Origin of the sequence: Sphingobacterium sp. B29, from assembly GCF_001952815.1 — a bacterium.
GTDB lineage: Bacteria > Bacteroidota > Bacteroidia > Sphingobacteriales > Sphingobacteriaceae > Sphingobacterium > Sphingobacterium siyangense.
The window spans coordinates 923,960-937,761 of record NZ_CP019158.1 but is presented as its reverse complement, the minus strand read 5'-3'; the positions used below and the strand labels follow the sequence as shown (position 1 = coordinate 937,761).

Annotated in this window: 7 protein-coding genes and 1 pseudogene; 3 read left to right on the top strand and 5 right to left on the bottom strand. The window is 39.8% G+C overall.

Annotation, left to right across the window (positions count from 1 at the left end; genetic code table 11):
- Positions 1-90: 90 nt before the first annotated feature.
- Complete coding sequence (locus BV902_RS03915) at positions 91-1,338, bottom strand: glycoside hydrolase family 88 protein (protein ID WP_075990865.1); 1,248 nt, start codon at positions 1,336-1,338, stop codon at positions 91-93.
- Between the two features lie 162 nt (positions 1,339-1,500).
- Positions 1,501-3,642: a glycosyl hydrolase family 95 catalytic domain-containing protein gene (locus BV902_RS03910; RefSeq protein WP_157625878.1), complete on the bottom strand. Its 2,142-nt coding sequence runs from the start codon at positions 3,640-3,642 to the stop codon at positions 1,501-1,503.
- A 384-nt stretch (positions 3,643-4,026) separates the two neighbouring features.
- On the opposite strand from BV902_RS03910, the gene BV902_RS03905 reads away from it, so the two are divergent.
- The 3 genes from BV902_RS03905 (at position 4,027) to BV902_RS03895 (ending at position 10,111) form a co-directional block, all read left to right on the top strand.
- Positions 4,027-5,295: a Gfo/Idh/MocA family oxidoreductase gene (locus BV902_RS03905; RefSeq protein ID WP_075990863.1), complete on the top strand. Its 1,269-nt coding sequence runs from the start codon at positions 4,027-4,029 to the stop codon at positions 5,293-5,295.
- 12 nt (positions 5,296-5,307) lie between these two features.
- Entirely contained in the window at positions 5,308-8,709 is a 3,402-nt protein-coding gene (locus tag BV902_RS03900; protein WP_075990862.1) for a DUF1080 domain-containing protein, read from the top strand.
- Positions 8,710-8,860: 151 nt separating this feature from the next.
- A complete protein-coding gene (locus tag BV902_RS03895) occupies positions 8,861-10,111 on the top strand; it encodes an ROK family transcriptional regulator (RefSeq protein WP_075990861.1) in 1,251 nt (416 codons plus the stop codon).
- Here the strand turns inward: BV902_RS03895 and BV902_RS03890 are convergent.
- From BV902_RS03890 to BV902_RS03880, 3 genes and pseudogenes are all read right to left on the bottom strand, one after another.
- Positions 10,108-10,467, bottom strand: coding sequence for a CoA-binding protein (locus BV902_RS03890; protein ID WP_075990860.1), 360 nt, complete (start codon positions 10,465-10,467; stop codon positions 10,108-10,110). The two genes, BV902_RS03895 and BV902_RS03890, sit on opposite strands and share 4 nt — an antisense overlap.
- 128 nt (positions 10,468-10,595) lie before the next feature.
- Positions 10,596-11,786: a serine hydrolase domain-containing protein gene (locus tag BV902_RS03885; protein ID WP_075990859.1), complete on the bottom strand. Its 1,191-nt coding sequence runs from the start codon at positions 11,784-11,786 to the stop codon at positions 10,596-10,598.
- 382 nt (positions 11,787-12,168) lie between these two features.
- Positions 12,169-13,801: pseudogene (locus BV902_RS03880) on the bottom strand (2-oxo acid dehydrogenase subunit E2).
- Position 13,802 lies beyond the last annotated feature (1 nt).

Below are 13,802 nucleotides of genomic sequence, written 5' to 3'. Positions count from 1 at the left end.
CGTTTTTAATCAAGTTTGAGCCTTACTTAAAACAAATCATTTTTTAAACGATCCGATCCCACTAAAATAAGCTTTTAACTGTTGACAACCTTATTTAGCGATCTCTTTGATCATAGGTTCTCCGGACAATAGGCGCTGATAACGAACCAAGGCCTCCACATAATAGTAATCGGCATAGGTCAACGGCACATCGATTTCCGAATTTAATGGCAGCGCTCCAACACTGTGTTGTAAGATATACCCACCATTTTGACCATAAGGTGCCAGATAAGGTGCCTTCGACAGGTTCTTAAGAATCGTTTCTGCTTTATCAAAATAATTCAAAGCTTCACTTCCCTTTGTGTATTGTGAGAGCTCTAACAAAGCAGACGCATATAATGCCGCCGCAGATACATCCCGCAGATCCTTATTCGGATACATTTTATCTGACTGCGCAATTTTATCTTTATCAAAATCCCAGTAAGGAACCAGATCAGCAGGCAAATTCGGATTGCTTAGGATATAATTTGCGATTTGCTGGGCCTGCTTCAAAAATTCTTTCTTCTTTGTCTCGCGGTACATCATGGTATAACCATACAGCGCCCATCCTTGTCCTCTTGACCATGCCGATTCATCAAATGCGCCCTGATGGGTCTTTTTACCAATCGCCTTACCTGTGTTTTTATCATAATCGATCACATGGTATGAGCTATAATCTTTTCTGAAGTGATTTTTCAAGGTTGTTTCAGCATGAGATACCGCAATATCATAAAATTTTTTATCTCCAGTCATTTTAGACACCTGTGTCAAAAACTCCAGGTTCATCATATTATCGATTATAACCGGATACTGCCATGATCCGTGATCCCAAGAACGAATCGTTTTGGTAGTTGGACTATAGCGAGATGCTAAGGAATTGGCGCCGGTGCTGAGTACTGGTCCATACTTTTGGTTATCACCCGTGAGACGCAATGCGTTTCCAAAACTACAGAATAACATAAACCCTAAATCATGTGTACCCTTGTTGTTCTTTTCTTTTTCTAGATAGGTCAATTTCTCGGTTGCTTTCTTTAACAGCCCTTCATCTTTGGTACCTTCATATAAATACAACAATGTCCCTGGATAAAACCCCGAACACCACCAGCTCGACGAAGAAAATACCTCTTTGCCATTTTCGAAAGTTTTTGGAAACTTTTCTGCCGGAGTTTCGCTCGCCAGGACTTTTATTTGCTTCGCTGCAGCATCTAGCTGCTGCTGAATAAACGCCTTGGATAGATTCGGTTTTGCCGTTTGCGCCTGAACGACAGTCGAAGTACCCAAAACGGTCAATAATAACACGGAAAGTTGTTTTAATTTCATTATTTTCTATTCTTATATTTTTATTTGATCAGCGCATTAGCGCTTCAATTTTATACCTAAATAATATGCTTTCTTTATTTCAATTGATTGAGGAATTTTAAGCAATTGGCTCAAGGAGCTTGAATATCCAGTTTCAACGTAATTTCTTTAACTTACCTTTTATCAATGTACATTAATCAAAGCGATTGCTCCCTTATCAAGCTTCAGATCAATTGTTCCATCTCTCCTTATATCAAACGTACCTTTTCCCTGTATCTTTATTTCTGGTATTCCGATATCGGATTTTAAACGTAGACGACCTCCATATTGACTTTTGATCCGGATGTTGGCCGTTTTTCCATTTTTTCGCTCTGCTGATACGAGATTTCCACCATCTGTCAAAAAATTGGTAAAGGAAACATCCTTCCATTTATGAGGAATAGCAGGAAACACGCGTAATACACCATTCCAATACTGCATACACAATTCTTGAATACTGGCCATCGCTGCCAGTGGGGTTTCTATCACCGGACCGCTTTCAGCATATAGCGTATTGGCTTTAATATATTTCTGCAATAGCACATCCAGCGAAGCCAAAGCCGAATCTCCTCTCCCCATCATGGCATACATAGAGGCAGCACCTGTAAATGAATAGCCCTGCAACCATTGCTTTTTGCTCTGCCAATGTGCAATAGAGCGCTCAATAAGAGCTTGATTATTTACCTGATCCCAATTTATATCGTAAAAAGGATAAATCATCATTAGATGCGAATAGTGACGATGCGACTCGCCATAGGGAAGGTCTTTTGCGATCATAAAGCCATCGACATCTTGTGGATAATCAATCATGTTGGCCAATACATCTGTCCAGACAGCATGAAGTTTATCTTTGCCGCCTCTTTCTTGATCCAGCTCTATAAGCGTCTTGAGCCCCCATTTGAAAATAGAAAGATCATAATTTGTATCATAAGCATACCCTTTTGAATATTCTGGCGAATAGGTTTTCACACCGATATGGTATTTTCCTGCTTGATTTTTTTCCAATAAGTGCAAATGATAATTTATCGCTTCCTTCAGTAGCGGAAATAAGCGATCATATATTTCCTGCGACAGTGTCGCTCGATAATATTGATAATAACTATGCAACAGCCATACAAGATTTCCCAATTCTTTTTCACCATCGGATGCCCCATCAAGTGTGACATTTTTTGCCAGAAGAACAGGACTCCATAAACTTGGCCCCGAGGAGCGACCTACAGCCAAACTGTTATAGCGATAAGGCTCGGGAACATTTTGTCTTAAATTATCTTTATTCCGATCAATCATCTGGATCAACGAGCTTGCAATACCGAGCTGGTTCGCTTTGAAAACAGGGGAATAAGCAAGTTGCATATTAAGATTAAGCCAGTACGCTGGCCACGGAGTTGGACTTGTCCAGGGCCCCTGTAAATCCATAGCGGGCTTATCTGACCTTGTTGCACTGGCAAGTTTATACAATTGCATATCATAAAACTGCTGGTAAACCGTATCTGGCAGCTCCAGTGTAGATGCTGCAAAATAGTCTGTCCACCACTTGCGATGGGATGCCAGTCCCTTCGTTAACTTTTGTTCATTAAAATTCTGAACATAATTGATCGCCTTTTTGACATAAGCGGTTCCCTGCTGGTTATAATCTACGGTAATTAAATAGGTATCCACTTCTTTGCCGGATCTACCACAATAAGCCGTCACATACCCTCCCCCGGCTAGGAGAGGCTGATCAAAATATTTTGTTTCGCCTTGCGCGCCAAAACTTCCTTTTGGATTTGTCGGATAGTTTTTCGGTTTTTGCGTATAGCTGAATCCCATCCTTGGACTGATGGCTTCGTCGGGTTTCCATGTAAGATGGTAATTCCCGTTAAAATCTTTTTTAAATACCTCTAGCAAAATAATGTTGTCATTTGATAAGGTGGTCGTCCGAATTCTCACCATCCCTTGGTCTGTGCCGACTTTCGCCTCAGCATAGGCATCTTTTAAATGAATTTCTCCTTGTGCCTGCACAATAGGGCTTTCAAATTCTATTTCAAAATGACCTAACGACATACGCGCCTGATCAAACAATTTATCGGCCGAATTCGCTCGATGATCATAAATATCAGTTCTTCCAATATCCACACGCATCGAATTCTTACCGGCTAAGTAAGTCATCGTTCCCAGGAGACCATTGCCAGTAAACACACCTTCATAAATCGTATGGCCCAACACTGGAATTCTAAATTGAGCTGATCCTCCAAATGGCTGGCATAGGATACAAACGAGTAAAAACAGTATTCTTAGATTCATCATTAGGATTTAATGCTATCAGAGCGACCATAAAGATGCTGGATTATTCTCCTGAAATCAAGCCTCTTTTACGAAAACGATTGAGGAAAACCTAGATTCAAGCTCTTCTCTGTCCATCACATCGAATAGCTACCTCTCTGAAATGTAACAATTTAGTAGACAAAACAACACAGCATACGCAATAATGGGGTAGCTATATATGAAAGAAATGAATTCAGCAGTATTCTTTTGTTATTTTTTAACAAAACACAAATAAACAATACGTAAAATTTTAGTTATCAGTTTACATTTATCAGTTTTTTATCTATTTTTAAGATTAAATATCCAATGCCGTTATTTTTAACAGCCTAATAGTGGATCAATTATAAAACAACTAATCCAACCAAAATGAAAGAACAGAATTCATCAAGGCGTGATTTCATAAAAAAATCCGTGGTCGGTGCTGCGGCATTTTCTATTGTACCACGCTTTGTACTCGGAGGACAGGGCTATCTTGCTCCGAGCGACCATCTAACCAAAGGTGTAATTGGTGTCGGCAATATGGGCCGTGGACACTTTGGCTACGCCGGAACTAAAACAGTAGCCATTTGTGATGTAGACAAAACCCATCTAGCGGCAGCACAAGAAGACTTAGGCGGTGGTGTGAAGGAATACCATGACTTTAGGGAGTTGATTAAATCTCCGGAAGTAGATATTGTGCATATTGCTACTCCGCCACATTGGCATGGACTGATGTCCATTGAAGCGGCAAAAGCAGGAAAAGATATCTGGTGTGAAAAACCAATGACACGTACTATCGGTGAAGGTAAAAAAGTGAAAGAAGCCATTGCACAACATGGCAATATCTTCCGTTTAAATACCTGGTTTCGTTTCAAGGATGACTTTTATGGAATGAATGTTCCAGTAAGCAAAATCAAAAAATTAGTTGATACTGGCATGTTAGGTTGGCCTTTGAAAGTTACGATAAGCAAACATACCGGCTTTGACTGGAAGTTCTATTGGGTAGGAAAAGAAAATTTACCAGAGGAGAAAGTACCGGCTGAACTTGACTACGATTTTTGGTTAGGTCCGGCGCCATACAAGCCTTACAATAAACACCGCGTACATACTACTTTTAGAGGATATTGGGATTATGATGGTGGCGGTCTAGGAGATATGGGGCAACATTATATGGATCCTGTTCAATACTTCTTAGGTAAAGACAACGAAAGCCCGATTTCCGTCGACGTTGATGCTCCGCAGCAACATCCGGATGCAGTGGGCACATGGAGACGAATTACATTTACCTATGCCGATGGTTGTCAGATCATTTTAGACGGTGAGGCGAAAGATGAAAAGGCAGCCTATATTGAAGGTCCAAAAGGTAAATTATATCGAGGATTCCAATCAGATATACCGGATTTGGAAAGAAAACTTGCACAGTACCCTGAACCGGCACCACAGATTACTGACTTCTTGGAATCCGTTCGCACAAGAGAAAAGTTTGCGCTGAATGAAATCAATGGACACCGTTCTTGTACCTTGGTCAACATGGGATTAGCAGCATTGCGACTGAACAGATCACTAAAATATGACTCCCAAAATGAGCTATTTATTAATGACGACGCCGCAAATAGATTAATTCACCAACCAATGAGAGGCCCTTGGTCTATTTAAAAAGATATCCTAATGAAAAGAATATTCAATTCGCTGACCGTATTGCTTCTTATATCTAGTGCAACCTACGCTCAGCAACCACAAAATAGAACGACTGCAACTAAAATAGCAGACGTATTGGCACAACAGCCTGCCGAAGAAAAAGAAAAGTTTTTACTTGCCATGCATGAGCTGGAAGGTTTTTCTTCTGATGACGTCGTTACCTTCCTCAAAGGACTTAAAGCACCAGGTAGCAACAATGCTCCGATAGAATTTGCGGCAAACAGCTATTCGTTTTACGTAAACCAACCAGGCAAAGAACAGCAGAAAAGAGTGTTTGTTGAAGGATTGGCAAAATCCATAACGCAATTGAGTGAACCAACTAATCAGGTCTTTGCTCTACGCCTGTTACGTCAATGCGCCGATAATACAGTTATACCAGCTGTCGCTAATTGTTTGACAAACGATTATCTTGCCGATGCAGCAGCGAGAACCCTAGTATCTATTCGCACCCCTGAATCGACAGCAGCCTTAGAAAAAGCTTTAGCAGCATCCACAACAGAGAAAACTGCCATTGCCCTGGTTACAGCACTCGGAGATCTAAAAGATAAAAATGCTGAAAGTGCCATTTTAGGATTAACGCAAAAATATAATTCGGATGGTTTCCAACGAACAGCATTAATCGCGCTGAGCAAAATCGGGGGCACAGCCTCAGAATCGCTATTCCAGGAAAAACTAAATGCTGCCGGTTATAGCTATGACAAATTGGATGCAGTAGGACTTGGTATTGACTATGCTCAAGCATTGATCGACAATAAACACGACCAAGATGCGGTTAAGTTCCTAAACAAGTTTTTTCAGGAATCTCAAAAAGTAAAATCGATCAACGGCCAAATTGCATCGCTTAAATTATTGACAACCATCGACCCAGCGAAACAACAAAAGAACTTGTTAGCAGCTGTTAAGAGCGATAATGGTGCTTACCGTAACATTGCATTACAATTACTCGGAAAATACGGAAAAGGCGCCGACGCAAAAAGCTTGCTTGCTTTAGCAAGCAAGGGTACTCCTGAAGTGCAAGAAAGTGTATTGAACTACTTAGCCCACAATGGTTCGGCAAGCAGCTTAAAACTAATCCAGGCATTAGTAAATAAAACACAGTCTCCCGTAACTAAATTAGCTGGATTAAGTGCACTAAATACACTATCTCAGGGTAAAGAAACCAATACCTTAATCCAGGCGCTCAACGCTGATCAACAATTTAACAATTCGGTAAAAGCATTGATCCTTTCATCGAAAGATGCAAATGTCGTTACTGATGTCAACAATGCACTTGCCACTGTAGACGACGACAAAAAGATTCAATTGCTGGATATTTTAAGTAAACGTTCCAACAATGCATCATCCAAAGCTGTATTAGCCATAAAGAGTGCAAACCCTGCTGTCGAAGAAGCGATCAACAAAGCACTCCCAAATGTCGCTCAGGAATCGGACTTAGAAGAACTATTCGGTAGGTTAAACAATACAACAGACAATAAATCTGCCGTGCTATTGCAACGTGCCATTGTCAATGTGGTTCAGTCAAGCACAAATTCAAAGGGATTAACAGAAAAACTAGCAGCTAATATATCGAAGTCTGCAGCGCCTAATACCGCTAAGTATTTCCCTGTTTTTGCTGGGCTTGGTGACGCCCAGTCATTGAAAGCTGTAACTGCATACCTTAACAACAATAATACAGGTCTACGGTCCGCAGCAATTGAGTCTTTGGCTAGCTGGTCTACCTCCAACGCACTGCCAGAATTGGTATCTCTTTCCCGAACAGAAAAAGACGATAATCTTTTCAATACGGTATACAGAGGATTAATTAAATCAATTTCTTCTTCTTCGAATACGCCTGAACAGAAAACTTTGTTATTAAGAGATGCATTCAACGTCGCCAAAACCACAGATCAGAAAAAAGCAGCATTATCTGCGTTACAACCTACAGGAACATACCAGTCTTTAGTTTTTGCCGCTGATTTAATGAGCGACGCGCAACTTGGCGGAACTGCGGCCAATGTAGCGATGAACATTGCGATGGACAACAAGTTCTATGGCAAAAAGGTTAGAGAGGTTCTTGAACAGGTAATCGGTAAATTGTCGGGTAGTGAAAGTGGATACCTTAAGGAAGCTGTTGTTCGCTATCTCGCTGAAATGCCGATCAAAGAAGGTTATGTTTCGATGTTCAATGGTAAAGACCTAAGTGGCTGGAAAGGTTTGGTAGCAGATCCGATCAAACGCAGTAAAATGAACGAGAAAACTTTAGCAGCAGAACAAGCTAAAGCCGACGATATCATGCGCAAAGGTTGGACAGCATCCAATGGTGAAATTGCCTTCAGTGGTAAAGGCGATAATCTGGCGACCGTAAAGAAATATGGCGATTTTGAAATGCTGGTAGACTGGAAATTGGAAAACTATGGCGGTATAGAAGGTGATGCCGGTATCTACTTGAGAGGTACTCCCCAAGTACAAATTTGGGATATTGCGAATACAAGAGTCGGCGCCCAAGTTGGCTCTGGCGGATTATATAACAACCAGAAAAATGAAAGCAAACCGTTGAAGGTTGCCGACAATGCTACTGGCGAATGGAATACATTTAAAATCAAAATGGTAGACGATAAAGTCACAGTTTGGTTAAATGGACAGTTAGTAACCGATAATATTCCTCTTGAAAACTATTGGGATAGAAACCAATCAATTTTCCCTACCGAACAAATTGAGTTACAAGCGCATGGTTCAGTTGTTTATTATAGAGATCTTTTTATCAAGGAATTCCCAAGAAAACAAATCTTTAAATTGAGCGATCAAGAGAAAAAAGAAGGTTTTGAAGTACTTTTTGATGGAACAAACCTCGACAAGTGGACAGAAAACCAAGCTTATGTTGTCAACGACGAAGGTTATATCTGGGTGTATCCAAATGCAAAATTTGGTGGAAACCTTTACACAAAAGAAGAATATGCAGACTTCATTTATCGCTTCGACTTCAAATTAACGCCTGGTGCCAACAATGGTGTGGGAATACGCGCTCCTCTGGAGGGAGATGCCGCATATGAGGCCATGGAAATCCAGGTACTTGATGATGGTGCAGATGTTTATAAAGACTTAAAGCAATACCAATATCACGGTTCAATTTATGGAGTTGTTCCTGCCAAAAAAGGTCATTTAAAACCCGTAGGTGAATGGAACTCCGAGGAAATCGTGGTGAAAGGAAATCGCATCAAAGTTACACTGAATGGCGCGGTTATCGTGGATGCGGATATCGCCGAGGCAAGCAAAAATGGAACCCTGGATGGCAAACAACATCCTGGGCTTAAACGAACCTCTGGTCATATCGGGTTTCTAGGACACGGTACCGAAGTATTCTTTAAAGATATTCGAGTAAAAAAACTCAAATAGTCTAAACTTATACGTAGAGAGGGGATAAGGAATCTTATCCCCTTTTTGCTAATTAGCCCACTTGCTTGTCAAGTGAGAAAAATAACCAAATGATTCCAAAACTTTTGCTAAATTAAAGCCCTGAGGATTCTATTTCAAAATTTGACGTTTTATGACTAAAGCCGTAAACTTACTGATTAACAAAAAATTGGAGAGTAAACCTGAAAAGAAAAATCTGTTCAACAAAATCTCCATTATAAAATTAATAGCCGAATTAGGATCTGTATCGGTAAATGACATTGTAAAAAACCTCTATTTAAGCCTGCCTACGGTAAATAGCCTTATTGCAGAATTGCTGGAAGATGATTTTATCCGTCAATTTGACAAAGGAGAATCTATTGGTGGACGTAAACCCAATTTATATAAGCTATGTGATGGATTGTTTCAGGTGCTATCGATTGAACTCCAACGTTTCTCCATCACACTGAGCATAATGGACAACAACCAGAACATTATTGCTGAAACTGTTGAGCTGGATAATGAATTATCTCGAAATGGAGAAAATCTAGCCGCTATCACACAAATCGTTGATCAATATCTTATCGATAAATCAGTTGATACTGAGAACCTAACAGGGATTATTATTGGCATGCCAGGACTAATCAATGCTGAAGAAGGTACTAACGAGACTTTTTTACATGACGACAATCAATCCATAACAAACTATTTTGAGCGCATATATAAAAAACCGGTCTTCATTCTGAATGACGTCAAAGGCGCAGCTTATGCTGAATTGAAATTTGGATTGGCAAAAAACACAAAAAACAGTTTAATTATCCTAATGGATTGGGGGATAGGTTTAGGAATCGTGTCCAATGGCGAAGTCTACCTAGGCCGTGATGGCTACTCCGGCGAAGTAGGACATATGCCATTTATCGACAACGGTGAACTTTGCTATTGTGGGAAAAGAGGCTGTTTGGAAACCGTAGCTTCCGGAATTGCTTTGGTCAACAATGCTAAACAGGAAATCCAAAAAGGAGAGCTGACTAAATTAAATGAATTACAACCCGATGAATTACAACATTTAACACCGACACATATTATTGAAGCGGCAAACAAGGGTGATCAATTTGCAATAAATCAGATTTCAAAACTAGGAACAAACCTAGGAAAAGCATTTGCATCTTTAATACAGCTACTCAATCCCGAATTGATCGTGTTGGGTGGAAAAATTGCAAAAGCAAATGAATTGATCACGATTCCGATACAACAAGCCATAAATTCCTATACCATGGCCATTTTGAAGGAACATTGTGACATCAAAGTGTCAAGTCTAAATCTCGACAGCAATACCGTGGGTCTGACAAATTATTTTATCACGAAGTACCTATCGGTTGAATTGCTTCATAAATCCAAAATCTAAAACTGCCCTGTACTCAACAAGACAAGAGTACAGGCTCTTTCTGTCTTAATACCGTGCTCCATAGCGAGCTGTTCCAATTCTGCATTCTCCGCACCAGGATTAAATATTATTCGTTTTGGCTTCGTCGCTAATATATAATCGTAATATTCTTTCTGATTAGGCTCACTAAGATACATTGTCACAGTATCAATATCTGTATGGATATCACCTTTCTTTTCAATAGGAACTCCGGCGGCTTCCCCTCCATTCAAGCCAATATTAACGATAGCATGCCCATGTTTATGCAACATATTTGCAGCTTTATTCGAATAACGTGAAGGATTGGTACTAGCACCTAAAATCAATGTTTTTTTCATCCCTTTTTATATCTTTTGTGTTTACCTGTTGCATGCATACTCAGGGCATGTAGATTATCTTCTTTGCCTTCTCGTTACAATAGGATAAAGAAGATAATCTAAATTCTCAAAGTAGCATCGCTCAAAAATTACTCATCGATGATAAAATCACCATGGTTGCTATACGCATTTTTACGCAATACTGGCATTCCCATGATTTTATAAAGCTCGTCCAATTTGACCAAGCTTCCATTTGTCATATTAGAAAGTAAAACAATAACTATGTTTCTCTTTAAATCTCTTACATAAATATGTCTAAAACCGTGCCACCAACCTGTATGGTATACGATATGATCATTACCATGCTCAAACGTACGCCAACCATAACCATAGCTAAAAATTCCCTTTTTGGCATCCGGATATCCTCGGTATGCCGAATCCAATGTTGACTGCTTTAACAATCGTCCATCTCTCAAAGCAAGATCAAAACGATAAAGGTCACGCACCGTACTATAAATTCCTTTGTCACCAAGCGGTCCATCCTGAAAATTTTGCACGACCGATCTTCGCCATACCTTGTCATGTCCAATAACGTTAGTCGGAATTTTATCATACACTGCCTTAGAAAGTGCAGCTGTATTTGTCATTCCTGCAACATTAAATACGCTGTCTTTCATATACGTAGCGTAATCTTGCTTTGATATCTTTTCAATAATGGCCCCTAAGACCATAAAGTTGGAGTTATTGTAAAAGAAACGCCCTCCTGGCGCACCATAGCGATTGGGTTTAAATTCAGTCAGCATTTTCATCACATCCTGATTCGTCATTCCTTTCTTACGATCAGGCCAATGTTCCTCGGAAAAATAAACATAATTAGGTAATCCCGAACGGTGTGTCAATAACATTTTTATGGTAATACCAGGATAAGGAAAATCCGGATAGAAGTCATTGATCGTTTGATCGAGACGTAACTTTCCTGCCTCTACTAACTTTAAAATTCCGACAGCTGTAAGCGGTTTAGAAACGGAAGCGAGTTCAAATTTGTCATCAATTTTTAGACTATCCCGTTTTAAGTAATTTGCCCAGCCGAATGTATTCTGATATAAGATTTTACCATCTTTCGCAACAAGAACATTCCCATTGAATGCAGCTTTTGAATGAAGATTTTTCATAAAAGCATCGATCTTCTGATCTGCATTATTTGGATTATAGACGAGCCTTGTGCTATCCACTTTTGCCTGCGCTATCGCTGCTTCCTTCTGTTTTTTCTCTTTTGAACTACAAGCCACTGTAGATACAAACAAAAGAGCGACCATTCCCTTTAAAAAAAATAATTTCACTATACTAAGTCTCCCGGATTTTTGTGTTTTCTGTATTGTATATCAATAAATACCCCCTATTTCCTGTGTCCTAAATAATATCAAATTATTGAAGCTCGTAATAGAAGGACCAGCATACTGATAATAATGCTAAAATGAAGATTTTAGTATAAAAAAACGAATTTTTCCCTACAATAATTGTTATTCATCGTATATGTTACCTTTTTTACGCACAGCGTCTCTTTCACTATAGAGTTGAACAACCTGTACTTCCTTCAACCAAACGGATAACGATAGAAATTATCGGTAAAAAAAGCTTTCCTGTGGAATGAGCTTAATCAATTAAGGCCATAAAAAAAGCCACTTTATTACTAAAGTGGCTTTTAATTCCTCTATTAAAGGATTATGCTAATAATCTTACTGGATTTTCAACCAAAGATTTCAATGTTTGCAAAAATGCAGCTCCAGTTGCGCCATCAACCACGCGGTGATCACAACCCAAAGTCACTTTCATTACATTCCCAGGAACTACAGCACCGTTTTTAACAACAGGAACTGCTTGAATAGCACCAACAGAAAGAATAGCTCCATCTGGTGAGTTGATAATGGATGTAAATTCGTCTATTCCAAACATACCTAAGTTGGAAACTGTAAATGTAGATCCTTCCCAATCCGCAGGCTGTAATTTTTTAGCTTTCGCCTTTTGGGCGAAGTCTTTCACCTCTGCAGAGATATGTGACAATGATTTACCATCTGCAAAACGCACAACAGGAACTAATAAACCATCTTCAACAGCCATTGCAACACCAATGTTGGTATGCTCATTGAAACGGATTTTATCGCCTTGCCATGAAGAGTTTACAGCAGGATGTTTTTTCAAAGCAACAGCAACAGCTTTTACAACGATATCATTGAAAGAAACTTTTACTGGAGCAACCTCATTGATCTGCGCACGAGCAGCCATTGCATTGTCCATGTCAATTGATACAGTCAAATAGAAGTGTGGAGCTGTAAACAATGACTCTGCTAGACGACGCGCAATAGTTTTACGCATTTGGTTAACTGGTTTTTCAGTATAGCGCTCTTCACCAACAAATGTAGGCAAAGTGATTGCTTTTGCTTCTGTTGCAGGAGCAGCTACAGCTTTTGTCTCCGCAGGTTGTGCAGCAACAGGAACAAACGATTCAACATCTTTCTTCACAATACGGCCACCATCTGCAGAACCTTTGATATCACTTAAATTGATACCTTTTTCTTGTGCAATTTTACGTGCTAAAGGAGAAGCTTTCACACGAGAATCATCACTTGAAGACGATGCTACCGGTGCAGCAGTTACAGCAGCAGCTGAATCAGCTTTAGGAGCTTCAGCAGTTTCCGCCTTTGCAGGTGCAGATTTTTGATTTAACAAAGGTGTGATATCAGTTCCAGCAGGACCAACAATCGCGATGATGTCGTTTACCTTTGCAGCTTGTCCAGCTTCGAGACCAACATATAACAAGGTGCCATCAGCATAAGCTGTAACCTCCATAGTCGCTTTATCAGTTTCTACATCAGCAATAGCATCGTCAGATTTTATCGTATCACCAACTTTGAAGTTCCATTGCGCAATGACCCCCTCTTTCATGGTATCACTTAACAAAGGCATTGTAATAACAGTACATCCCAATTCTTCAGGAGTTACAGTACTAGCCGAAGATTCTGGACCAGAAACTTCTTCTGCTTTTTTTTTCTTCGGTTTTTTCTGGTGCTTTTTCAGCAGCAGGTGCATCACCACTCAACAATGCTTGAAAATCTTCACCCGGTTCTCCTAAAACAGCAATAACAGCATCAATAGCTACTGCTTCGCCTTCTTTGGGACCAATATATAAAAGAGTTCCTTCTTGGTAAGACTCAAAGTCCATCGTAGCTTTATCTGTTTCAATCTCAGCTACTAAATCACCAGAATTTACTTTATCACCAACTTTTTTGTGCCATTTCGCGATGACCCCTTCGGTCATTGTATCGCTCATTTTCGGCATTCTTACTACTTCAGCCATT

What these genes read in the sequence shown, in the direction of transcription:
- BV902_RS03915 (WP_075990865.1), bottom strand. Translation starts at nt 1,338, where the DNA reads ATGAAATTAAAACAACTTTCCGTGTTATTATTGACCGTTTTGGGTACT.
- BV902_RS03910 (WP_157625878.1), bottom strand. Translation starts at nt 3,642, where the DNA reads ATGATGAATCTAAGAATACTGTTTTTACTCGTTTGTATCCTATGCCAG.
- BV902_RS03905 (WP_075990863.1), top strand. Translation starts at nt 4,027, where the DNA reads ATGAAAGAACAGAATTCATCAAGGCGTGATTTCATAAAAAAATCCGTG.
- BV902_RS03900 (WP_075990862.1), top strand. Translation starts at nt 5,308, where the DNA reads ATGAAAAGAATATTCAATTCGCTGACCGTATTGCTTCTTATATCTAGT.
- BV902_RS03895 (WP_075990861.1), top strand. Translation starts at nt 8,861, where the DNA reads ATGACTAAAGCCGTAAACTTACTGATTAACAAAAAATTGGAGAGTAAA.
- BV902_RS03890 (WP_075990860.1), bottom strand. Translation starts at nt 10,467, where the DNA reads ATGAAAAAAACATTGATTTTAGGTGCTAGTACCAATCCTTCACGTTAT.